This window comes from Pseudomonas sp. MF6394 (assembly GCF_002018845.1).
In the GTDB taxonomy this organism is placed as follows: domain Bacteria; phylum Pseudomonadota; class Gammaproteobacteria; order Pseudomonadales; family Pseudomonadaceae; genus Aquipseudomonas; species Aquipseudomonas lactis.
This window is the reverse complement of record NZ_MVOJ01000014.1, coordinates 104,462-126,908: the sequence shown is the minus strand read 5'-3', so window position 1 is coordinate 126,908 and position 22,447 is coordinate 104,462. Positions and strand designations below refer to the sequence as shown.

The window sequence follows — 22,447 nt, the reverse complement described above, 5'->3', positions numbered from 1 at the left end:
CACCTGCTGTAAAAGGAGAGACATGAATGCTTGACCCAATCTTGAGCCGTTGGCTCGATGTTCAAGCGCAGGCCCTGGACGTGGGCAGTTGCGATCCACAGGAAGTGCTGCCGCGGCTGGCAGAAGCCAATATTCTGAAAATCGGCGTGCCCACTCAACTGGGCGGCCTGGGCGGTGATGTGGCGGGGGCGGTCGAGGCGATTGCCAATGTGGCCAGCCATTCCCTGGCGGCGGCGTTTGTGTGCTGGGGCCAGCGCTCGTTTATCGAGTACTTGTTACAGAGCCCCAATCAGCGCCTGCGCGAGCAACTGATGCCAGACCTGCTCAGCGGCAAGTTGGCCGGGGCCACCGGGCTGTCGAATGCGATGAAGTTTCTGTCGGGTATCGAAACGTTGCAGATCAGCGCCGAGCCCAACGACCATGGTTGGACCCTCAACGGTCGCCTGCATTGGGTGACCAACTTGCGCAAGAATGGCTTTGTCGCTGCAGCGGCCATCGAGCATGCGGGCGGCGGCGCGCCGTTTATCCTGGCGATTCCGGATTCGGTGGCCGGGTTGCAGCGTTCACGCGACCTGGAACTGCTCGGGCTGCAATCGAGCAACACCGCAGCGCTTGGCCTGGAAGGCGTGGAGCTGAGTCGCGAGTGGTTGCTGCACGAGGATGCGCGCAAGTTCTTGCCAGCGGTACGCCCGGCGTTCCTGGGCTTGCAGTGCGGCATGTCGATTGGCTTGGCCCGGCGTTCCCTGGCCGAAGTGGCTCACCATTTGGGTGCCAGTCGCACCGTACTGCGCGAAGAGTTGGAAGCCCTGCGCGTGACCCTGGATCATCTGGTCAGCGAGCTTAAAAACGGGCTGTTGGCCGGGCGTTTTACCGCCGAGCCTATACCGCTGTTCAAGCTGCGCATCGCCTTGGCCGAAACCGCCGCCAGCGCCGTGCAGCTTGAACTGCAAGCCAGCGGTGGCAAGGCTTATTTGACCGCCCACGGCAGCGGCTTTGCCCGGCGCTGGCGCGAGTCGGCCTTTGTGCCGATCGTAACGCCCAGCCTGGTGCAACTGCGTACCGAGCTGCATCGCCAGGCCAATCTATGAGCCAGGCGGTATTGACGGCCCAGGGCATTTGCCTGGGGTATGAGAGTGGACCCGTGCTGCAAGGCTTCGACTTGCATTTGCAACCGGGCGAAGTGGTGTCGATCCTGGGCCCTAGCGGCGTGGGCAAATCCAGCCTGCTGCGGGTGCTGGCCGGCTTGCAGGCACCTCAATCTGGCCGTGTGCAGGTATTGGGCGAGCCATTGAGCGGCCCGCATCCGCGCGTGGTGGTGGCCTTTCAAGACCCGAGCCTGCTGCCTTGGCTGACCCTGGAAAAGAACGTTGCCTTCGGCCTGGATTTCGCCCGCCAACCGCACTTGAGTGTTGAAGAGCGCCGCCGGCGTGTCGACCACGCCATTGCGGCGGTAGGGCTGGAACCTGCGCGCCAGCAGTTCCCGGCGCAGTTGTCCGGTGGCATGGCCCAGCGCACGGCATTGGCTCGCTGCCTGGCGCGTCAGCCGCAAGTGTTGCTGCTTGACGAACCCTTCGGCGCGCTGGATGAAGTGACGCGCGCCGATATGCAGCACCTGTTGCTCAAGGTCAATCGTGAGCAAGGTTCGGCGGCCGTATTGATCACCCACGACATCGACGAAGCACTGCTGCTGTCCGATCGCATCCTGCTACTGGGTAACCGCCCGGCGCGGACGCTGGGCGAGTGGGCTATTGATTTGCCGCACCCTCGGGAAGAACAGGTCGAGGCCATCGGCGCGCTGCGTATCGAGATTTTGAAAACCTTACGGCAGGCGAGCCGCCCTCAACCCAACCCCCTTGAACAACAGGAGTTTACCCATGTGTCTGGATGACCTGACCCACTCGCGCCGTGACTTTCTAAAGCTTTCCGCTGTGCTCAGTGCCGCCGGCGCCTTGCCTCTGCTGAGCAGCTTGCAGGCGCGTGCCGCCAACGAGCCCGACGCGCCGGTGCGCATTGGCTATCTACCTATCACTGACGCCACGCCACTGCTGGTGGCCCACAACAACGGCCTGTTCGAAGCCGAAGGCATCAAGGCCGAGCGCCCGGTGTTGTTGCGCAGTTGGGCCCAGGTCATCGAGGCGTTTATCTCCGGCCAGGTCAACGTCATACACCTGTTGTCGCCGATGACCGTATGGGCGCGCTATGGCAGTAAGGTGCCAGCCAAAGTTGTGGCGTGGAACCATGTGGGCGGTTCAGGCTTGACCGTATCGCCAGGCATTACCGACGTGAAGCAACTGGGCGGCAAGTCGGTGGCGATTCCCTTTTGGTACTCGATCCATAACGTGGTGGTGCAGCAACTGTTCCGCGATAACGGCCTCACACCGGTCACTCGCGCCACTGGCAGCTCGATTGCCGCCAATGAGGTCAACTTGATCGTGTTGCCGCCCTCGGACATGCCTCCGGCTTTGGCCAGCAAACGCATCGACGGCTACATTGTCGCCGAACCGTTCAACGCCCTGGCAGAAAACCTCAAGGTCGGTCGCGTGCAGCGCTTCACTGGCGACGTGTGGCGTAACCATGCCTGCTGTGTGGTGTTCATGCACGAGCACGACCTGGCCAACCGTCCGGAGTGGTCGCAGAAGGTGGTGAGCGCCATCGTCAAGGCCCAGGTGTGGACCCGCGAGAACCGCGAAGAGGCGGTGAAGCTGCTGTCCAAGGATGGCCCGAACCGTTACACGCCTCATACCCAACCGGTGTTGAGCAAAGTCCTGGCGCCGGCGGCCAGCGATCACGCAGGCTATGTTGCCGACGGCGCGATCCAGCATGCCAAATGGGACGAGCATCGCATCGACTTCCAACCGTACCCTTTCCCCAGCTACACCGAAGAACTGGTGCGGCGCTTGAAGGACACCTTGATCGAAGGCGACAAAAAATTCCTCGCAGACCTGGACCCAGCCTTCGTGGCCAAGGACCTGGTGGACGACCGCTTCGTGCGCAAGGCGATCGAAGCCGTGGGCGGCATGCAGACCTTCGGTTTGCCGGACGGCTATGAGCGGCACGAGGAGATCGGCGTTTGAACAACAGCAGAATCCCCGGCTGGTGGCTGGGGCTGAGTGGCTTGGCGGGGTTGTTGGTGCTGTGGTGGCTGGGCGTGAAAGTCTTTGGCGAGGCCGATGGCCTGTCGGCGCGCTTTTCCCTGGCGGCCACCGCCACCAGCTTGTGGGAATTGCTCGGGCGCGGTGAGTTGTACCTGCATATCGCTGTGAGCCTGAAGCGTATTTTTGTCGGGTTGTTTCTCGCGTTGTTGGTGGGCGTACCGCTCGGTTTGCTGGTGGGCAGTTCGCGTAACCTGGAGGCGGCGACCACGCCGGCGTTTCAGTTTCTGCGGATGATTTCGCCCCTGTCCTGGATGCCGATCGTGGTGATGCTGATGGGCGTGGGCGACCAGCCAATCTACTTCCTGCTGGCCTTTGCCGCCGTCTGGCCGATCATGCTCAACACCGCAGCGGGCGTACGTCAGCTCGACCCGCGTTGGTTGCAGTTAAGCAAGAGCTTGAGTGCCACGCGTTGGGAGACGTTACGCCGGGTGGTCATTCCAGGCGTGGTGGGGCATGTGCTGACCGGCGTACGCTTGGCCATCGGTATCCTGTGGATCGTGCTGGTGCCGTGCGAAATGCTTGGGGTCAGTGCGGGGCTGGGGTATTACATCCTCGACACCCGTGATCGGCTCGCTTACTCGGAGTTGATGGCGATGGTGGTGGTGATCGGGGTGCTGGGGTTTGCGCTGGACGCGTTTGCGCGTGGGTTGCACCAGCGGTGGGTGCATGGCGGTTGATGGCTTGAACGTCGCCCTGTGAAGCAGTCGACGTGCCACGTTGGGGCGCGAGCCCCAACGGTTTACCCGGTGCTTACGCTTTTATGTCAATCTGCAAATCGCCGACAGTGTCATCTCTACCAGATATTCTCACTGAGGTGTCACGGGTAGCGCCCGCTTTACGGCCCCCACTGTGGGCGATATCCGATTTTTGATAGACGCCAATACCGATGCCACCGGTTAACTCCGCGATACCATAAACACCCTCGGCGGTATTCATATGCGAGCGGCCTACCAACACCACGGATTTTCCGCCGAGTTCATTTTTCATTATCTGCCTGGCACCGTAATAGTTCACTTCCTCAAGGCGTTGCTTGGACAATGCCAGATACTCGGGGGAATTTTTATCAAGTTTACTCAGGCCTTCGAAATAGCCAGGCGTATCGGAGTGCCTTGTCAAAAACTTGTGCTCAAGCGGCAGTAATTCGATTGCATATTTTTCGGCTTCTGTTATCAGTTCCTCATAGATTTTTTCACCCCCGGGTCGTCGCTTCAGAGCGTGTCGGAACGAACGATCGTCTAGCAGGCCATACGGGTCGAGTGTCGTACCTTCCAGGTAAATGGCGCTGGCGCCCTTTTCATGGAATGTTTTCATTCCGTCGCGTAGTGCAATCAGGCCTGCAACTTCAGTGTGATCTTCTCCCAGCACCAGTACATCGGTATTTTCCAACGCCTTTTCAAATGTCTGGTTGGGCGTCAGTGCATCCTCGATATCAGGCACTGTTGCAGCGCGCGGCCTCTCGCCCTTGGCCGCGTTTTGTAAATAACCGCTTTTCTCCAATACGAACTTTTCCCGTGTCTGTTTAATTCTATTGGGTGTGAAATGATCCAGGACCAGATAACCGTTCGTACTGCGGCTCGTCGCGTATTCGTCCTCGGGTAGCGGCACTCTCTTGACGGCCTTGGAGGGGCGAGACGCCCTGCTTAGTGGGTTATGACGTACACCATTGCGGCTGCTCGTAGTCGTATCATGCAGGTTAGGCGAGGGCGGCATCAGTAGATCCGCCGGGGAAAACTCCCTGGCCGCGCCATAGGGCTTTTGTGTCATCGCATCGTAGGCATACCATTTGCCGTTGTGCTTGATGGCCGAACCTTGCACCTGTTGCTCACCGACTTTGAACAAGCCCGTCGCCGCAGCTTCATAACGCTTGCTCGCTTTAACCAGCTCACCGCCTGTGGCCATGCCGCGCATTCGTTGAACACCCGTGCGGGCGGCGCTTGCACCTTCCATCAGTACTTTGCCCGCGCCTACCGCCACGTCACCTAGCCCACCCAGCGGGTTGAATGCGCTGAAGGCGGTCGCCCCAATGATTCGGCCGCTGCGGGCGACTTTGGCGACCGCATTGCCGGTTTTGCCGGCGGCTTTTGCCAACTTTCCGACCATGGCCACGCCCGCAGTGAGGAAGCCGAACAAATCGAACGCCAAGTCTATGGCTCCGTCCTTTATGTTGCCGTTGCGAAAATTGGCAATGGCCGATCTGAGGGGGATAAGATCCAGCAAAAATTCGCCTATCGTGGTGAGAGTGTCACGCTGTTGTTCCCTGGCCGTTCTGCCTTCGGCCAGGCGCCTGACGGCGTCACTGTCGATCCCCAGCCCCTTCACGACCGTTTCTGCCACCTCCTGAATTCGATGGTTTTGGAAGTGGTTCTGATTACTGCCGTGATACAGCGGTTTCTCTTGCTCGAAAGAGGTATTGGCTGGATTAGGAGAATACTCCTCGACCCTGATGACTTCGTCCGAGAAAGTGACGGGTTTGTGGTCGGCTGGGTGTGATCCAGTTTTTTGAATGGTGCCTTTCTCGGTGTCAAACAAGTACGACTGCTTTTTCCCATTGAGCTCGGTTTGCACTCGAATCGTGGCGCTCGAATGGAACAGATTTTCACCGACAAATGGAATGTAAGAGACCCTGTAGGAATTTTCTTTGAAGAACCGGATTTTGCCGTAGTTAAGTTGGGTTCGGTCCTCCAGAGGCAAGTGCGTGATAGCGTTCATCACCAGATCTTTCTTGATGTCTTTGTAAAGGTCGGTGACCTCGGTGAATTTTTTGTTGAACTCGCTCACAACGTTGTATTGAGCTTTATCACGAGTGAGCGCGACAAAGTCGTCAAATGTTTGCTTGCTGATTGTGGCGCCATCCGTGCGTTGCCAATACTCATCGAGTTTCATCCCCTCCATGGTGAGGTCCAGCATCGAATGGGCGGGGCCGAATCGAGGGCCGATGGATTCAGGCCCGTAGTTGATGCGCAGGCATTTTTGTTCAAAGTCGATATCATCGCCGAATTTCTCTTTGAGCAGAGCCAATGCCATTGCCCTTCGATTGGGCATCGGTGTTTCAAGCCGTTCGGACATGACTTTCAAAGCATCCAGTTGCCGGTTGAACACCGTACGGGCGTATTCGATGTTCTCTTGGGTGTAATCCCCACTTGGGTCGACATGGGTAATTTGATTGGCGACGGCCCAGTCCATCAGCACCGCTTTCTGTACCGCTTCGCTGGCCGACGGTGTGTCTTCGGCAGCCAGCATGACTTCACCGAAACTCATCGACGCAACCTTGCCAGGCGTTTGTGCTTCGATGCGGGCGACTGCCAGGCACAGATTCGCCCACGCCATGCTGCCGACAGTGACGGTGGCAGGAATATCTCTGACCAAGAACTGAGGGGCGACACGTCCCAACAGCAAGCGTGCGCCCAATGCAGCTGTCTGCGTGGAGGTCTTGCCGTTGGTACTCAGGTGCTCCGCCAGGGCGCTGATAATGTCTGAGGGCGGCTTGTTCCAGAATGTATCGGCAGCGAGATCGAAGCCTGCGACACGGCTTCGGCTGGGGTGGTCGATGGACTCGTGATCGAGCCCCAAATGGATCGCCGCCAATACGTAATCGTTGATACTGCTGTGGGTGGCTATGCCATTGATCTTGTTTTGGATCGCTTCGCCCAAGGCCTTGTAACGGGGCGAGCCGAGCAGTTTTTCCAGCGCTTTCGCGGGCTCTTGCATGTCGGTTGGCGACAACGATACGGCGCTGGCCAGGTAGTCCAATGCGCCCCAGCTGGGATTTTGCAACGGCAAGCCCTCCAGGCCGGCGCTGTTGCATGCGACCACGTTGAACAGTTCGCGTTGGTTTTCAACACTCAGGGGCAGTGGCCATGACAGGGCGCCTGCGAAATTGCCCAAGGGGTGCTGCTGCGCTCGAACGTTCGCGGTTTGCGCCAAGGCCAGTAGGTCGTCGAGGGTCTTGGGCAATGGCAAGCCGTTTTCAGTGAGGAACGCTTCAACGCTTACGGGCATGCCAGGTGCGCGTATATAGGATTGGTAATGGCCGGAGTCTGGCGCAATATTCATCGGCGTTTTTTTCAACATGGCCGATACGTCCCGCGCTGTGGGTTTTTCCGGCAATGTCTGGACGGACTCGTTGAGTGTTTGAGCCAGGTATTGCCAGTTTTTCTGGTTCCCAAGGCTTTGGTCCAGTGCCTGGCGAGCGTCCTGATTGTGTGATCGGCTGTCCAGCCATTGCGTGCGCGTCAACAGGGCGTTATCACCGTCGAAATGCCATCCGAGGTCGGCGGCTTCATGCAGGCCTCTCTCAGTCAAGAGGTGTCGCCAGGGGTCTACTAATATCGGTTCTTGGCTTTGCGAGTCATATAGCGCTTGTAGTTCGTTGCTCACCTGTTGTCGCTGGCGCTCCAACAACTGCGGTACACCTGCTGCAATCACGTCAACCTTCACCGGGGAGAGGTTCTGGCTCAGATGAGTTTGCCAGTCATCTTTCAAGCTCTGCTGAACCTCTGTAGGCAGGCTCTGTAGTAATTGCTGCGCGGCATCGGGGTCGTCGTTGATGCGTTGACGCAGTGCCGCAAGTGCCTTGGCCGGGCTGTCGAACGTTTCGTAACCATCGCGGGGCGTGTAGAGCACGGTCAGCCCTTGCTGTTGGCCAGGCAGCAAGGTCCGGTCAGTGTTCGCACTATTGAATGGGCGTGTCGCTGACGACCCATCGCTGCTGGTGATCAGGAAGGCACCCGCCAACAGGCTGCCGGCCGGGCGTGGCACCTCGAGCTTGAGCGGGTAGACGCCAGGCCGTTCTCCATCTTTCATCGCGCGTTCCCGAGCCTCCAGGCTCGGGTATTCGAATGCCTTGTCGATCAAAGATTTGGCTGCGGGCGTCAATGCACCGTCTTCCACTCCCAAGGCCGCCAGAGTGGAGAGCATCTCTCGGTGGATAGCCAGCAACTCGTTTTGGGGGGACTGAGGGTTGGGTTCGCCCGTGCGTGGCTCGGTCCAGAATCGGGCAAGGCTCAGGGGCAGTTGTTTTTCGATGGTTTGTGCAATTGAAAGCAGGGTGTCGCGAGTCTGCAATTGCTGGCTGCTTTCGCTTGGCGAATCGCTGCGGTAAAAGCCGACTTCCATGCCGACGGTACTGGTCGAGGGCTGAACGTCGTGAGATGTCTTGAGCTGGCGCAACGCCTTGAATAGCGCCTCGGTGATGCCTTCCATCGAGACCAACGTGCGCTGGCCCTGCTCATCGGTGTGATAGCGGTGCACATACAGCGATGAAACGTCCACGGGAGGCGTAATGCCTAAACTGCGGGCGAGTTGCTGCTCGATAACGCTGCTGAGCGTCGGCTGGCGTAACAGCAGTGCCTGGATGTCCTGGTTGAGGGCCTGGTATTGATTGAGCAACAGACGTTGATCAGTTATTTGCAGGCCCTCGATCAGGTCAGAGCGAATCGCGCTGGCCGGCGCGATAGCCTCTACCTCAGGAGCAGAAGGTGTTTGGGCCGAGGGTGAGATTTGTGGGGGGTGACAAGCCTGGGTGGTTTCTTCGACGCAGACGTCTCGGCGCAGGCGAGGGTGGGCGATACCTGTAAGCAAGTGAGTTATTCCGATTGCATTGGCCCAGGCGTCCTGATGGTAATCCGAGGGATGATTCTTCCTTAGTTGGGCCTCGGATAATTGGGGTGAAAGCGTCGGAAGGTTCCGAGCAGGCCCGCTGAAATGTTATTTACGAATATGTACCGCCCGTGGCGGCAATGCTGGGCTGCCCAGCTTGCCGCACGCAGTGTCTAGGCAGGGTCAGGTAAATTTGATGGAGGGGATCAGCGCCGTTCGTAACCGCGGCCGCCGTCATCGTGGTGATCATGCCAACCACCGCCGCGCGGGAAGAAGAAGCAGCCGCTGATGCTCAGCATGATCAGAAGGGGAACTAGCAGCACGAGTCGTCGAAGCATTTAATGATCCTCAAGGGAGCCTTACAGAGTCAGTCAGGCGCCGGACAAGCCAAAACTATTGATCGCCTGTAACATAAGACCCCGCCGACCCCGTGCCATCCCCAGAATTGGGTAGGTGCTTGGCATGCGCGGCGATACACAGTGGATACATTCTCAGGTTCAGGAACTTGTCATGACCCAAAAGCAACGCTTGAAATACTCGCTTCTGATTGCCCTGGCGGTACTGGGCGCGATGTTTGGACTGTCTTATCTGCAGAACACAGGTGTGATCAGCGAAAAAACCTTCCAGTACCTGGCGATCGCGATTGCCGTGGTCGTCGTGGTGATCAACGGCATCATGCGCCGCAAGGTCAAGCCTAACTTCTGACGGGCATCAGTCAGGTACGGCTTTCAAGGACCTTGGCAGCCTCTTCATGGAGGCTGTAGCTCTTGTCAGCGTTCAGGGTGATCACGCCCTCGCTGCACAGACGCTTGAGCACCTCGCGCACGCTGAGAAACGACAACGGAATGCCCAGCTCCAGCAAGTGGCTGTGCACGCCGCGGACCCCGAGGGTGCGCTGGTTGTCGGCGGCGGTGAGGAGGGCGTCGATGACCTTCAGCCGGATCAGGCTGGTGCGCAAACCGAAACACTTGAGCAAATGGCGGATGCGCTGGTTGCCCTGCTGTTCGGGCGCGTTGCCGAACGCCTGTGTGCCTTTGCCAAAGTGAGTATCTGTGGCCTTTGAATGTCCATCCGTGGGCACTTGAGGGTTATACATGCAAAAACTCCTTTTCAGAGCCTGATCAGGAAAAAGATGGTGCTCTTGAGTAATAAGACGAACGAGTGACGCAAATCATGAAACGGCGGATGTAGAAAATTTGTCGGTATCGGGTTTGTCACTTTTCAAACGCTGACGATATACAGCCGTGTGCGGCTAAATTATTCCGGTCGATGTGCGTTCTTACGGTGGGGTAACCATCCCTTGTGAGGGTGTTCAATTTGACTGTGGAGTCGGCGTGATTATTTCCAACGGGTTGTCCAGAGTGGGCGTGGCAGGGCTGTTGCTGGGGCTGAGCCTGGCCGCATCGGCACGGGAACAAATGACGCAGGCGTCGGCGGATATCCGCCGTACCAGTTATGGCGTGCCGCATATTCGCGCCGTTGATGAGCGTGGCCTGGGGGTGGGTATGGGGTACGCCTATGCCCAGGACAACCTGTGCCTGTTGGCCAATGAGGTGACCACGGTCAATGGCCAGCGCGCCAGGTTTTTCGGGCCGGACCAGGCGACCCTGGAGGAGCGCAACAACCTCGCCAGCGATGTTTTCTTCAACTGGCTGAATACACCCGAGGCCGTGGCGGCCTTCTGGAAAGCCCAGACGCCAGCGATGCAGCAGCGCATCGAAGGGTACGTGGCTGGCTACAATCGTTATCTAAAGGAGCAGGGCGCCCCCGCGCAATGCCAGGCCGCTTGGGTACGGCCCTTGGTGAAGGAAGACCTGCTCAAGTTGACCCGTAGGCTATTGGTGGAAGGGGGCGTCGGCCAATTCGCCGAAGCCTTGGTCGGGGCAGCACCACCCCAGGCTAGCGCAGGTGTTCAACCCAGCGCCAAAGCCTTTGCAGCGGCCGCAGCCAACCAGCAACGCTTCACCCTGGACCGAGGCAGCAATGCCGTTGCCGTGGGCCGTGACCGCTCCTTCAATGGCCGTGGCATGCTGCTGGCCAACCCGCATTTCCCTTGGGTGGGCGGCATGCGTTTTTACCAGATGCACCTGACCATCCCTGGCCAGTTGGATGTGATGGGCGCCGCATTGCCAGGGTTGCCCGTGGTGAACATCGGCTTCAACCAGCATGTGGCGTGGACCCATACCGTGGACACGTCCAAACATTTCACCCTGTACCGACTGACCCTCGACCCCAAGGACGCCACCCGTTACCTGCTGGACGGCAAGTCCATCCCCCTGGATAAAACGGCGGTAACGGTACAGGTCAAGCAAGCCGACGGCAGCCTCAAGGCCGTGACCCACACCGTCTACAGCTCGCAGTTCGGCCCCGTGGTGCAATGGCCCGGCAAGCTCGACTGGGACAGCCGCTACGCCTTCAGCCTGCGCGACGCCAACCTGGGCAACGACCGGGTGCTGCAACAGTGGTACGCCATGAACCGCGCCGGCAGCCTCAAGGAATTGCAAACCTCGGTGCACACCCTGCAAGGCATCCCCTGGGTCAACACCCTGGCCGCCGATGACCTGGGCCAGAGCCTGTACATGAACCTGTCGGTGGTGCCCAACGTCAGTGCCGCCAAGCTGGCAAAATGCAGCGCCCCCCGGGCCGGCCTGCAAATGATCGTGCTCGACGGCGCCCACAGCGCCTGCGCCTGGGACATCGACCCGCGCGCGGTCCAGCCCGGTATCTTTCCGGCCGACCAGTTGCCCCAACTGCAACGCACCGACTACGTGCAGCACTCCAATGATTCTGCCTGGATGGCCAACCCCAAGGCGCCCCTGAGCGGCTTCTCGCCGGTGATCAGCCAGGACAACCTCGGCCTCGGCCCGCGCGCGCGCTTCGCGCTCCAGCGCCTGCAAACCCTTGAGAAACAGCCGATCAGCGTCACCGACCTGCAAAATATGGTCATGGACAACGAGGTGTACCTGGCAGGCCAAGTCATGCCCGATCTGCTGACGTTCTGCGCCAAACACCTCGGGGCCGACGCCGCTGCACTGCAACCACTTTGCACCAGCCTGAAAAACTGGGACCAGCGCGCCAACCTCGACAGCGGCGTGGGCCTGGTGCACTTCATCAACCTGATGCAGCACCTGCAGCCACTCCCCGAAGCCTGGCGCGTGGCCTTCGACCCGGCCCACCCCTTGACCACCCCAAGCGGCCTCGCCATCGATCGCGCCCCGGTCGCCAAAGCCCTGCGCGAAGCCATGCTGGCCTCCAGCGCAGAAGTGGGCAAACTGGGCGAGACCCGCTGGGGCGATATCCAAGTCTCCGGCCAAACCCCCATCCACGGCGGCCCGCAAGAACTGGGCATCTACAACGCCATGCAAACCGTGCCCCGCGCCGACGGCAAACGCGAAGTCGTCAGCGGCACCAGCTATCTGCAAATCGTCACCTTCGACGACAAAGGCCCCAACGCAGTCGGCGTACTCGCTTTCTCCGAGTCCAGCAACCCGGCGTCCGCCTACTCAAAGGACCAGACCCAAGCCTTCTCCGAGAAAAAACTGCGCCCATTGCCCTTCACCGAGGCCCAGATCAAGGCCGACCCGCACTACCAAATCCACACGGTGAAGGAGTAGGGCAGACGCGCAACCCCTTGATGCCAAGGCAGAATATTTTTTGAAATCAAGGGGTTGCAGGCCTAGGCAAATGAGTACATAATGGCGCCCATCGAACGCAACGAAGCATTAAAAACTTCAATGTATTCAATGAGTTAGAGTAGAGGCACGCTTCACATAGCCCACTCAAGTTTGTATGCGGTGAATGTCAGCAACAAGGGCATTGATCGTTTGAGGCCGAGTAGCAAAATGGTTATGCAGCGGATTGCAAATCCGCCTACGCCGGTTCGATTCCGACCTCGGCCTCCACTCTTAAAAACCCCGTAGCTCAGTGAGTTACGGGGTTTTTTATTGCATGCGATTTGAGGATTACTTCCGCAATTTTTTGAATCGCTTCCGCAATCTGCTTTTTTATCGTCAAATTGAGGTGCCATTACTGGTACGACTCTCGTCGAATGGGCGTGGGGTTGTGCTCGAGACGGATGATCCTAGGTGTCCACTAACGGCCAGTGAAAGTCATTCCGCTCCCCTTCGGCAACCGTGTGAAGGTGGCCGTGAGGAGTTGGGTAAATGCGAATGTCTCTTCCGTTCTGCGGCAAATGTCGTAATCTCCCCATCAAAATGGGTCAGAGGATGCTGCTCGGCTCAAAAATGGCCACTAGGGTGGCTGGTGCAATTCAATGGAATGTATCCACCACTATGATCCCGAATTTCTATCTGCCACGCACGCTTTCGTTTAAAGACGCAATATATAGTGAAGAGGCAGTACTCAACGCTTCAAACTATGTCATTGTTCTGTCCGAGCCTGGTGGCGGTAAAACCGAACTGCTGGGAAGTCTAGCTAGACGGTTGGGCGTTTCAGCAGTTAGCGCAAATGTATTCAGTCATGCTGGGGCTGATATTGGCACCTCTGCGCTAGTAATCGACGCGTTTGATGAGCTCGCGAAAATCGATCAGGTGGGAATTCACAGGCTTCTCGCTCATGCAAGCAAGGTAAATCCGACACACATCATAATTTCTAGTCGTTCCAGTGAGTGGGACAAAGCTGCCACCCATGCTTTCGAGGAGTTTCTCGGGCACGAGCCTATGGTAGTTAGATTATGCGAGTTCGATGAAACTGAGCAGCGAGTCATCTTTGATAACCACGTGCCAGGAGAAGATTTTGGAGCGTTCCGAGCTGAAGTCACTAGATTTGATCTGGATGCTTTGCTTCCAAACCCCCAATTTCTCAAGTTATTTGCAGATGCATATCTTGAAAGTAATCGGAAATTTCTTGATAAGCGATCAATTTTTTCTCAGGCAGTAGAACGACTCGCGAGAGAGGTGAATCCAAAGGTTTCTAATAGAAATTATACGAGTTCTATTTTTGAAAAGGTTCTTTATGCATCTGAAATATTTGCTAAGTTACTGCTATCCGGTGCTGAAGGGATAGCTACAAGCGAGTCAAGTGAAAATCGTATATATCCGTTATTGAGGTCGCTGACTCACAGAGGTTTACCTGCTGTTGACGTTCTAGCAACTAGGCTTTTCAAGCCTAGCGATTTTTTGGATCAGCATAACCCTGTTCACAAAGTGGTCGCAGAGTACTGTGCAGCAGATTATCTCACTAAACGAATAGCTGACCCTCTAGATCCTCTGACATTGTCAAAATGTCTCCCGATTATTGCGCCGAACTCTATAGTACGAGATGAGCTGCGTGGACTACTTGGGTGGATGGCCTCGCTAGGTAATAAATCTATAGAGGAAGCAACGATAGCGCTTGATCCGTATGCGGTTCTCGCAAACGGTGATCCCTCTCAGCTTGAGTCTTCTTCGAAACGATTACTCATTCACCGGCTGAAAGAAACAGAAACAAAAGACCCATATTTTCGAAGGGGAGATTTTTGGCGGCGATTTAGTGTTGCAGGATTTTTTACACCAGATGTAATTGCCGAAATTAAACCTATTCTTGCAGATGGAAATGATGGGCATCTCCGCGATCTTATTCTTGAACTGTTGCTAGGATCTAAGGCAGTCGAACGGTTGGAAGATGATTTGCAAAGGTTGATTGTTGCACCTAATGAAAGTGAACATACTCGCTTGTTAGCGAGCAAATGCATCTTAGGTATTTCTCACCATGATCATTTTTCTGATATAAGGATACTTGTTTTTGAAGCAACCAAAAGCTCTTTAAGAATTGCCTCTAATATAATCGAGAATTTGCATTCTGAGTCACTCGATGAATCAATTCTTGAAGAGTTTTTTAGATCTTGTGCAGGACTTTATAGTGTTTTGCAAGGAGGGCGCGATATAGTTGTAGGGGCAAATTACTTTATAAAGCATTTGATTGGGACGTTAGATTTAAAGGTTGTTGAGAATCTATTGGATAAGTTATCCAGGGATCTAGAGTGTGAGTGTGGTAAGCAGTCGTATGAATGCGATTGCAGAGTCGGCATAAGTAAAATTATTGGTTCAATGCTGGACCACTATTTTGAGTTTTCAGTCGCTCCCTTTGATTCTAATCGCGTTTGGCAGTGGGTTGGGAATTTGAATTTTAGGGAGCAAAAAAGTGCAGCCCTAAGCAAGGCGGTTGAGACAATTAGAAGTGACGTTGAGTTACGTCGCGGGATTATCTCTTACGTATTTGGTAAACTTACTGACCGGAACCTGATTTTTGAGACTCGGATACATCGCTTTGACTTCCATGCTCACTCGGGTCTTACCTTGTATCGTGAAGATCACAGGTTTTTAGTTGATCTTGCGTTTGAAAGAGATAATCCGAATTTATGGGCTAGTTTTGTTACCAGCCATCTTTATTACCGCAATAAGGAGGATCAAGGGGGGGACGATTTTCGGAAATATCTTCGCAGTCAGGCGTTGGCGAAACCATCCTTTATGCGCGAGTGGGCAAAAATCAATAGAGCCGCAGCGCAATCGGCGCGACAGCATGGTATGCCTAGTTTGAGGCGTAGGATAAATCGAAATCAGCGAAGGCGAAAGGGCGTTCATACTGAAAACATAAGGTATATTCAAGAAAATCGTCAGTTAGTTGAGTCTGGTCGCGATTGGCCGTGCTTAGTCCGCTTTGCGCAGCTTGTATTAATGTCTCCTGAGCAAATCGAGGAAGAGTTCGGTGATGAAAAGGTCGTTCGGAATGCACTCAGAAACTGTCTTGATTTTATATCTCCTGATGTACCAACCTTGGATAGGGTGGCAGAGTTACGGTGTGCCTCGCAGGGAGTGGCTGTAGAGCAGGTTCTTTTAGCATCGTGCATGGAGATCATGCGTCAAAAGCATAATTTGAATGAAGTAGGTATTCCACTCCTGCAAGTAGTGCGAGCTAATATAAACGTTCATTACAGCTCTGTTACCGATGAGGAATTAAAAGCTCTAAAGAGCGAAGTTGATAGGTTGGTTTTTTCTGATGGAGTGAGTGCTGAGCAGTTTATTAGACGCTATATTGAACCTCAACTAGTAGATTCTGGATGCCGTAATCCTGATGTTTGGCTGCTGAATGAAGAAATTTTTAGTGATTTACGTCCAGCTCTATCAGTCGAATGGCTGGAGCGTTTTCATGATTTAGCCCTTGGCTCTTTGGACTCGATTTTTGATATCGCTGCTCAATATGGTAATCGTGATGCCCTGCTTGAGGTTATTGAACATCGCTGTTCGAATCTCATACTCGATAGTGCTAGATTTCCTTCTGATTATGATTTTGAGCAAAAACAAAAGTTTTGGTTTTTACGTTCCTTTTATTTTCTGAGTGATATTTCACCAGTGCAGTGGGATAACCTAAAGTCCGACAAGGATATGATTCATGTTTTTTACGAACGATCTGGAAGATTTGGGCGTAACGATGAGTCCTCTTGGCCAATACTCTCTGTAATAAAAGTTGAGGCTATTCTCCTTGCGTTCATTGGTCACTGGCCTAAGGTGGACCTGCCGAATCACTGGGGTACAGACAGTCCAAAGGAGGAAACAGCTTATCGTTTTATTAAGGATTTGGTTTGGTCAATAAGTTTATATGATTTTGACGAGGCAATTCCTGTCCTTGATCGTCTCCTTGTAGACTCTCGCTTCCAAGAATTTATAAAGGACTTGAGCAGTCTCTATAGTATGCAACTAAGGAAAAGGGCACTGAGCAATTTCGAACCACCCACACCTCAAGAAATTGTCTGCCTCTTGGATAATGAAGAGGTTGTTTCTGTTGAAGGTTTACGGAAGCTTGTGATTCAAGAGCTTCATGATTATCAAAAAGCGATAGATGGTGGAGAGTTCAATTCGGCAGATGTTTTTTACGAGAAGGAGGCGCGGTTAGATGAGGTACGCTGCACCTTAATTATCGCCGAGCGGCTCAACCTGCGGCTCCAGCCGCAAGGTATATCTGTTACACCGGAGCATCAGCTAAAGAGTGGTAACCGGAGCGATTTTACGGTAACTAAAATGATTGGCGGTGTACGGAAGCTGCTTGTCACAGAAGTAAAGGGACAGTGGCATAGAGAGCTGTACACCGCCGCCCGAGCTCAGCTGTCTGAACGTTACTCCATTCATCCCGATGCGGAACAGCAGGGCATTTTCCTCGTCATCTGGTTCGGTGAGCATGAGAAAGTGGCGGGCCGGAAGAGACATGGAATTGTAACAGCTAAGCAAATGAAAGATGCGATTGAAGCAGCCCTTCCATCTCAACTAGCTGGATTGATAGATGTTTTTGTATTAAATGTAGCTAAACCAAGAAAGCAAGTCAGGTGAAAGGATGTGTAGGTTGCCCAATGGGCTCGCTAGGAAAAGTTGTTGGTCACTTACGTGATCTTTCGTTATATTGAGTATCTTGCGAAAGTTTCGAAGTGGCCTACGTCTGGCTGTTTGCTGCCTATCGTACAGTTCGCAGCACTGGATCATTTCGTGGGCTTAACAACCTCACCCACTCTCCTATAGACCTTCTTAGTCATCTCCTCGGTTGAGTGGCCCAGTAGGCGGCTTGCGTGCGTTAGTTCGATCTCGCTAGCAGCTTTCGGCCGGATATCCTTGAATTGGAATTGCCGAATGCTAGCAGCCAGCGCGGGATCACCATCAGCCGCGGCTTTGATCGCCGCCTTCTCCCGTGCGTCGTCCCACCGATTGCGCAACATCTGCTGGCTCATTCGAAGCCCTGACGCGTTGGTGATCAGGGTTGAAGTCCTAATACCATTGATGGCTCTGCGTTCCTGCAGGTCATCGATAAAGGCACTCAGCCCGGACTGTACGCCTGCATCCTCCAAACGAAGGCGTAGGCGTTTTTCGGTCTTGCCCTGGCCAATCAGCAAAAAACCGTTGTTCAAGTCAGTGGCCGCGATCTTGAGCACATCGGCGGGGCGCTGCCCCGTCAGGTAGGCCAGATCCATCGCGTCCTTGAGCTCCTGTAAGGCCTCGGCGTAGACCGCGTTCCACACAACTTCACCAGCGTAATAGTCCCGCGGCTTCTCCTTGTTGCGGCGTACGCCAAAGCAAGGGTTCGCTTTGTCAGTCAGACCCCACTCACGCGCGATGGTAAATGCATGGGAGAGCAGGGCGATCTCACGGTTGGCTCTGACCTTGGCTGTCCTGGCGTCTCGGTACTGAGCTACCACTTGGGGCGTGATCGACTCAATAGGGGCGCTCTCAAACGCTTTTCTCAGTTGCTTGAGTTCTTTGCGGTTATCGGACTGGGTGCGAATAGACTTGCCTGGGATGATTTCCTTTTCATACCTGTCGAACACGTAGCCCATCAGGTGGTTGGGTTTCGGCGGGGCTTTGCGTTCCAGCCTGGCCCATTCCACTTTGGCCTGGTCGAGGTCTGTCCCCAGTGGGATTTCCTTCCGCTTACCGTCGGCAGTCCTGCCATCGTAGTAATACGATGTCCACGTCTTTCCACTCTTACCCTTGCGGATGCGCCGTATCATCCGGGGCGGTAGATCTCGATTGGCTGTGCTTTTCTGGCGCATAGATCAACTCACATTCGAAAGGTCGAGCGTCCAGGTTTCGGCGACTGCGTTAGACGCCTAAGGCTTAACGCCTGCAAGTTTCAGTCGAGCGTATACCCGTCCCACGATCGGACGTCGGGCACCGGTTAGAACGAACTCCCAACGGTTGTCAGTTAGCCATTGGATTTGTTTGTATGGGAGCAGATAGCCAGTGATAGTTGTCAGCTCTTCCTCGGCGAGGGTTTCGCTTTGTATTTCCATGGGGTGGTCCTCACCGCGTTTGGCGGCAGAAGGTGGCCAGCCGCTCAACGGCAGGCATTTGGAGGGATGGGGGTTAGTCTGTTTCGACTTTGATTTGAGAGGTGATCCAGTCGCGCATGCGAACCCAGCGTTGTTCCGGCGTTTCTGCCTGCCAACTGGCTTCGTCGTTCATGAAAACGATCTCTGATGCCATGGCAGGAGCGATATCAAAGGCTTCTCCTACGGCCTCTCGGTCATCCGGATCAAGCCCTGTCATATCGACGCCACGTTTCGCTCCTAACACGCCGATGGTGCAGAACTCACTCCCTGCTTGCAGCGAATCTGCGATAAGACGCTTAGTTGGCATCGCCTCCAGTGCATCACGCAGTTCAATCAAAAAGGCCTGCCCGCGCCTACCTTTGAGCGCAGAATTGACAGCGCCCCTCCAGCAGATCAGGCCCCACCCGCCGCAATCATCGCTATATCCGCTGCGGCTCATGACATCACCTCGCGCCGAGCCCACTGCACATAGGGGCCGTCATCCGTGTCGATGATCCCCATCAGGAACCACTCGGGACTTGGCGATTCTGGGTTCCAGCCGTTGCAGTGAGTCTCACCATCGTCATAAGGGTGGCCGTCTAGCTCATCGCTCAGGTGCCAGCCTTTTAACTCCAGACCTTGCGCCTTCGTCCAAGCGGTATATGGCGCCGGATCTTCACCCTCGCCAAAGCTCGGAATGTTCGGGTGACACCACCAGCCATCCGCGTCACGCTTCACCTCTACAGGCCCGAATGACTTGCTGCCGCTGTGAGCCTTGCAGGGAGTAACATAAAGCACGTCAGAGTAATGGCCGCTGCCATCACTGAGCTTCATCGTGCAGCCGCACTTGACAGGCGCGCTGTTCATGAACGTAATCTTTTCTTCGGGCATGACTTCGTCCTCGCCGCTATAGCGGCTGACTTTGAAGGGGAGGGATTGCCACAAAACGAGCGATCTTTTGTTAGAGTGTCCAGTTGCACTCATTAAGGAAAAACATTATGGGGAGTTTTATGGAGTACTGGGCTCTGCAAAAGAAGTGGTGGAGTAGCAGAACTTGTGAATGGTGGGCTTCACACTTCACTGCTATCTATGTAGGTGGCGCTATATTGATAATGGCTTCAAGGTTTGATGAATTGCTTAAGCTGGAGTTAAATGAAATCGGGGATTTGTCAGCCGGTATATTCGGCCCTGTCGCTTTTTTATGGTTGGTTTTAGGCTATATGCAGCAGGGTCGAGAACTGAAAATAAGTTCTGAGGCGCTACAAATGCAAGCCGCAGAGTTAAAGGAATCGGTCGAGCAGCAGAAATCACTCGTTGAGGCTCAGCACGAAAGCTTGCGAAACTACGAGCGATCTCTTGAGCCTCTTCTAGAATTGAAGCATTCAGGCTCGGAGCAGATCGAAGGAGATTGGTTGGAGTGTTTTGAAATACGCAATTTTGGGGATTATTGCGATAACGTTGTGATGCACTTAAGTAGTGGTGGTGTCGAAAGAAACCCTCATTCTTTAGAGCCGCTGCATAAAGATGTCGTTCGAGGCTTCTTTCTAAGTGATATGGTAGGGATCTATCAGAAGTTTGAAATGAAAGTTAAATATCGAAAGCTGAGCGGGCTGGAAGGCTGCCAAGTATTCGATATTCATGTGGTCGAAATTGGCGAAGGTGCAGATATTCGAATAAACAAGCGTGCGCTTTGATTTTTTGATATTGCTAGCTTGGGCATGCTCGGGCGGCGGAGTGCTACGATGGCACCGCCCCACAAGCAGACAGACCCATTACCAAGCACGATATTTACGATGAGATAGAAGGTTTTCATGTCTGGAACTACATGCAGTGCGACAAGGACGAGGAGGGCCGGTAGACCTGCGTATCAACGTCGAGGTAAAACGTGGTGGTGAAGTCGTGGTACCGGTTGTTGCGGGGGATCGAACGTATGTTTACCGTGGCCTGGCGCAGGTTGCTGGGCGTGACGTTGGGGCAAGGTTGATTGCTGAGAGAGGCTTATAGGTTTTCTCTGTGCATGGGGATACCTCTGCAGTTATCATTCGGAAAAATTTATGCGAGCCAGTACAATGCTCAACGACTACGGAAAGAGTATTTTTAAACCATGGATGTCAGTACAAAATTTAGTTCTAATTTTTGCACTTTTATTCATGTTTTTTCTTGCAGTTACGCAATACGGTCTGAATAAGACGGAGTTGGCTAGCTGGGTTCAAGCGGTTGGGTCGATCGGAGCAATTTGGGGTGCGTTTTCGATAGGTAGACGACAACTTAAAAGTCAAGAGTTTTCAAGGCTTGATGAGCTGGAGGCTCGGTCTGGTGCGTATTTGGCGGTAGTTGAAAGTGCGTGTAAAAACTCTGCAAAACTTTCAGAGTTGCTCAGTAATGGCACGGCCCCTTCTGGACTGCATATGCTATGGGATTATCACTTGGGTGAGTTATTTAGAACCAACTCAAATATGCTGAAAGCAATCCCGGCGCACGATCTTGGATGCTATGAGTTAGTCGTCGCGCATTCAGTTATGGTGACAAAGCTGATACGAATTGAAGCAACGCTTATTAATCTTTTTAAAATGGAAGAAGAGTACAAACGACTTCAGCCAAGGTGGATTGATTTTCAGTATGGTGAGATAAGCGGTGACAACGAGTTGATTCAAGAAAGCTTGGCGCGATATAGGGAAGCTCACGTGGCAAAAATATCATCCGCTAGGTCTCGGGCGCTTGTTTGATGCGGGGATTCAATCCAGTGAGTCTCTGCGATTTTCTTCTCGTTTATGGTTCGGTTTCTGAGGGCTATGGCGGCCTATGCCGGGCCATGCCCGGGCGGTGGAGTGGGGGAGTTATCGCGAAAGCTCTTTGGCACGCTTCTTCGACCAGGCCAGCACATCCAACACAACGCTTTTGCTGAACATACTGCGCTCGCGGTAGTAGTCGACGGCATCCCGTGATACGGAGAAGCACACGCCAGCCTTGAACCCTTGCTTGCGTAGTTCGTCGTGTACGTTATTTTCGATGAACTCATGAGGGGTCATAGAGCCACCCATTCGTTTTTTGCGTTGTAGTGACCGCGCCATTCACCCACGCTGAAAGTCAGTGTTCCTGGTGTGCACAGCCAAGCTTTGGTGATGGGGCCGCCAGTGAGCTGGTAGCTCTTTTTCAGGGCCCGCAGAACGCGTCGACGGATGCGTGGGCGCGACAGATCAATCCGCTTGTTGCTGTGGGGGGGGGGTAGACATTGCGTGCCTCCAGGCGTGCGCCTGCCTCGCCGGCTGGCGTGATTCGTTGATATGGGGTATATGAGAGTGGCAGGGCCAAGAGGCCCATGACTGGGGTGTTGCTCAATGGATGCGGCTATTCTTTCTGGTGTTATTGGTTCTGTTTCTGCACTCCTCGGTGCTGTAGCGGGCGCATCAATTGCCGGTTATTTCAGCTACAAGTCTGCGAAAGTCCAATTGGAACAAGCAAAGTTGAGCGTGAGTGCTACTAGTGCGCTGGCAATTCTCAATCAACAAGGTGATCGCGCAGGACCTTTTTTTCTGGAGGTAGAGTCACTAATTCGGCTCATTCAAAAAACCGACTATCAACCTGAAGACGTTAAGGAAATCGCGCAGAGAGTTAACAATCAGCGCGCAATGCTGCAACCTCATCTTCCGCATGCGTTAGCGGTTGACGCTATCAAGCTAGGGCTGAGTTTTGACCGACTCGCGAGATCCAGCGGATTTGAAGAAATTTCTGGCGCCGTCCAGGAAATAAAGGAAAGCCAGACAAGGTTCGCTACCGGCTACTACACATATCGTGAGTCTCTTATTGCTTTGTGCCAGCCTTCAGTTAATCGGATCTAATGCCGTCCAGTCATGACATCAATTCAGGTGATTGGATAAGATATTGTGGCAATTTGGTATGAGGT

The 22,447-nt window shown here is 54.4% G+C and carries 18 protein-coding genes and 1 tRNA gene; 11 read left to right on the top strand and 8 right to left on the bottom strand.

Annotated elements, in window-relative coordinates; translation table 11 throughout:
- Positions 1–26: 26 nt before the first annotated feature.
- The 4 genes from MF6394_RS16550 to MF6394_RS16535 are packed head-to-tail and all read left to right on the top strand — an operon-like array spanning position 27 to position 3,832.
- Positions 27–1,088: an acyl-CoA dehydrogenase family protein gene (locus MF6394_RS16550; protein WP_003191576.1), complete on the top strand. Its 1,062-nt coding sequence runs from the start codon at positions 27–29 to the stop codon at positions 1,086–1,088.
- Positions 1,085–1,888: an ABC transporter ATP-binding protein gene (locus MF6394_RS16545; protein WP_069557672.1), complete on the top strand. Its 804-nt coding sequence runs from the start codon at positions 1,085–1,087 to the stop codon at positions 1,886–1,888. Before MF6394_RS16550 ends, MF6394_RS16545 begins: the two co-directional genes overlap by 4 nt.
- Entirely contained in the window at positions 1,875–3,074 is a 1,200-nt protein-coding gene (locus tag MF6394_RS16540; protein ID WP_069557671.1) for an ABC transporter substrate-binding protein, read from the top strand. Before MF6394_RS16545 ends, MF6394_RS16540 begins: the two co-directional genes overlap by 14 nt.
- The gene (locus MF6394_RS16535; RefSeq protein WP_047710975.1) at positions 3,071–3,832 is read left to right on the top strand and encodes an ABC transporter permease; all 762 of its coding nucleotides are present in this window, start codon (positions 3,071–3,073) and stop codon (positions 3,830–3,832) included. The genes MF6394_RS16540 and MF6394_RS16535 overlap by 4 nt, the downstream gene beginning before the upstream one ends.
- Positions 3,833–3,905: 73 nt before the next feature.
- On the opposite strand, the gene MF6394_RS16530 is transcribed toward MF6394_RS16535, so the two are convergent.
- Positions 3,906–8,735, bottom strand: a complete 4,830-nt coding sequence (locus MF6394_RS16530) for a hypothetical protein (RefSeq protein WP_153046015.1) — start codon at positions 8,733–8,735, stop codon at positions 3,906–3,908.
- 224 nt (positions 8,736–8,959) lie between these two features.
- On the bottom strand, positions 8,960–9,091 hold the full coding sequence (locus MF6394_RS34945) for a hypothetical protein (protein WP_256557817.1): 132 nt from the start codon (positions 9,089–9,091) through the stop codon (positions 8,960–8,962).
- A 172-nt stretch (positions 9,092–9,263) separates the two neighbouring features.
- Here MF6394_RS34945 and MF6394_RS16525 point away from each other — a divergent pair, with 172 nt between their 5' ends.
- Positions 9,264–9,458 carry a hypothetical protein gene (locus tag MF6394_RS16525; protein ID WP_014718591.1) on the top strand — a complete coding sequence of 65 codons (195 nt, stop codon included), beginning with the start codon at positions 9,264–9,266 and terminating at the stop codon, positions 9,456–9,458.
- A 10-nt stretch (positions 9,459–9,468) separates the two neighbouring features.
- On the opposite strand, the gene MF6394_RS16520 is transcribed toward MF6394_RS16525, so the two are convergent.
- Positions 9,469–9,849 carry a fe2+ zn2+ uptake regulation protein gene (locus MF6394_RS16520; protein ID WP_078467078.1) on the bottom strand — a complete coding sequence of 127 codons (381 nt, stop codon included), beginning with the start codon at positions 9,847–9,849 and terminating at the stop codon, positions 9,469–9,471.
- A gap of 238 nt (positions 9,850–10,087) precedes the next feature.
- Here MF6394_RS16520 and pvdQ point away from each other — a divergent pair, with 238 nt between their 5' ends.
- From pvdQ to MF6394_RS16505, 3 genes are all read left to right on the top strand, one after another.
- Positions 10,088–12,367: a bifunctional acylase PvdQ gene (gene pvdQ, locus MF6394_RS16515; protein WP_078467077.1), complete on the top strand. Its 2,280-nt coding sequence runs from the start codon at positions 10,088–10,090 to the stop codon at positions 12,365–12,367.
- Between the two features lie 214 nt (positions 12,368–12,581).
- Positions 12,582–12,655: transfer RNA gene (locus tag MF6394_RS16510), tRNA-Cys, on the top strand.
- A 261-nt stretch (positions 12,656–12,916) separates the two neighbouring features.
- Positions 12,917–17,074: a hypothetical protein gene (locus tag MF6394_RS16505; RefSeq protein ID WP_238597299.1), complete on the top strand. Its 4,158-nt coding sequence runs from the start codon at positions 12,917–12,919 to the stop codon at positions 17,072–17,074.
- Between the two features lie 146 nt (positions 17,075–17,220).
- On the opposite strand, the gene MF6394_RS16500 is transcribed toward MF6394_RS16505, so the two are convergent.
- From MF6394_RS16500 to MF6394_RS16485, 4 genes are all read right to left on the bottom strand, one after another.
- Complete coding sequence (locus MF6394_RS16500; protein WP_078467076.1) at positions 17,221–18,285, bottom strand: tyrosine-type recombinase/integrase; 1,065 nt, start codon at positions 18,283–18,285, stop codon at positions 17,221–17,223.
- Between the two features lie 57 nt (positions 18,286–18,342).
- The gene (locus tag MF6394_RS16495; protein ID WP_078467075.1) at positions 18,343–18,525 is read right to left on the bottom strand and encodes a DUF4224 domain-containing protein; all 183 of its coding nucleotides are present in this window, start codon (positions 18,523–18,525) and stop codon (positions 18,343–18,345) included.
- A 73-nt stretch (positions 18,526–18,598) separates the two neighbouring features.
- Entirely contained in the window at positions 18,599–19,003 is a 405-nt protein-coding gene (locus MF6394_RS16490) for a hypothetical protein (RefSeq protein ID WP_078467074.1), read from the bottom strand.
- The gene (locus MF6394_RS16485; RefSeq protein ID WP_238597298.1) at positions 19,000–19,434 is read right to left on the bottom strand and encodes a hypothetical protein; all 435 of its coding nucleotides are present in this window, start codon (positions 19,432–19,434) and stop codon (positions 19,000–19,002) included. The genes MF6394_RS16490 and MF6394_RS16485 overlap by 4 nt, the downstream gene beginning before the upstream one ends.
- Before the next feature lie 107 nt (positions 19,435–19,541).
- On the opposite strand from MF6394_RS16485, the gene MF6394_RS16480 reads away from it, so the two are divergent.
- Together MF6394_RS16480 and MF6394_RS16470 are read left to right on the top strand one after the other, a co-directional pair.
- The gene (locus MF6394_RS16480) at positions 19,542–20,237 is read left to right on the top strand and encodes a hypothetical protein (protein ID WP_078467073.1); all 696 of its coding nucleotides are present in this window, start codon (positions 19,542–19,544) and stop codon (positions 20,235–20,237) included.
- 375 nt (positions 20,238–20,612) lie between these two features.
- Positions 20,613–21,269 carry a hypothetical protein gene (locus MF6394_RS16470; RefSeq protein ID WP_153046014.1) on the top strand — a complete coding sequence of 219 codons (657 nt, stop codon included), beginning with the start codon at positions 20,613–20,615 and terminating at the stop codon, positions 21,267–21,269.
- Between the two features lie 111 nt (positions 21,270–21,380).
- Here the strand turns inward: MF6394_RS16470 and MF6394_RS16465 are convergent, their stop codons facing one another.
- Complete coding sequence (locus tag MF6394_RS16465) at positions 21,381–21,572, bottom strand: hypothetical protein (protein ID WP_078467071.1); 192 nt, start codon at positions 21,570–21,572, stop codon at positions 21,381–21,383.
- Between the two features lie 309 nt (positions 21,573–21,881).
- Here MF6394_RS16465 and MF6394_RS16460 point away from each other — a divergent pair, with 309 nt between their 5' ends.
- Positions 21,882–22,382 (top strand): hypothetical protein, encoded by a 501-nt coding sequence (locus MF6394_RS16460; RefSeq protein WP_078467070.1) that lies wholly within the window; start codon positions 21,882–21,884, stop codon positions 22,380–22,382.
- Positions 22,383–22,447 lie beyond the last annotated feature (65 nt).

Coding starts and splice junctions, on each gene's coding strand:
- MF6394_RS16465 (WP_078467071.1), bottom strand. CDS start 21,572: ATGACCCCTCATGAGTTCATCGAAAATAACGTACACGACGAACTACGC.
- MF6394_RS16470 (WP_153046014.1), top strand. CDS start 20,613: ATGCTCAACGACTACGGAAAGAGTATTTTTAAACCATGGATGTCAGTA.
- MF6394_RS16525 (WP_014718591.1), top strand. CDS start 9,264: ATGACCCAAAAGCAACGCTTGAAATACTCGCTTCTGATTGCCCTGGCG.
- MF6394_RS16495 (WP_078467075.1), bottom strand. CDS start 18,525: ATGGAAATACAAAGCGAAACCCTCGCCGAGGAAGAGCTGACAACTATC.
- MF6394_RS16550 (WP_003191576.1), top strand. CDS start 27: ATGCTTGACCCAATCTTGAGCCGTTGGCTCGATGTTCAAGCGCAGGCC.
- MF6394_RS16485 (WP_238597298.1), bottom strand. CDS start 19,434: ATGCCCGAAGAAAAGATTACGTTCATGAACAGCGCGCCTGTCAAGTGC.
- MF6394_RS16500 (WP_078467076.1), bottom strand. CDS start 18,285: ATGCGCCAGAAAAGCACAGCCAATCGAGATCTACCGCCCCGGATGATA.
- MF6394_RS16460 (WP_078467070.1), top strand. CDS start 21,882: ATGGATGCGGCTATTCTTTCTGGTGTTATTGGTTCTGTTTCTGCACTC.
- MF6394_RS16505 (WP_238597299.1), top strand. CDS start 12,917: ATGCGAATGTCTCTTCCGTTCTGCGGCAAATGTCGTAATCTCCCCATC.
- MF6394_RS16520 (WP_078467078.1), bottom strand. CDS start 9,849: ATGTATAACCCTCAAGTGCCCACGGATGGACATTCAAAGGCCACAGAT.
- MF6394_RS16490 (WP_078467074.1), bottom strand. CDS start 19,003: ATGAGCCGCAGCGGATATAGCGATGATTGCGGCGGGTGGGGCCTGATC.
- MF6394_RS34945 (WP_256557817.1), bottom strand. CDS start 9,091: ATGCTTCGACGACTCGTGCTGCTAGTTCCCCTTCTGATCATGCTGAGC.
- MF6394_RS16540 (WP_069557671.1), top strand. CDS start 1,875: ATGTGTCTGGATGACCTGACCCACTCGCGCCGTGACTTTCTAAAGCTT.
- MF6394_RS16545 (WP_069557672.1), top strand. CDS start 1,085: ATGAGCCAGGCGGTATTGACGGCCCAGGGCATTTGCCTGGGGTATGAG.
- MF6394_RS16480 (WP_078467073.1), top strand. CDS start 19,542: ATGGGGAGTTTTATGGAGTACTGGGCTCTGCAAAAGAAGTGGTGGAGT.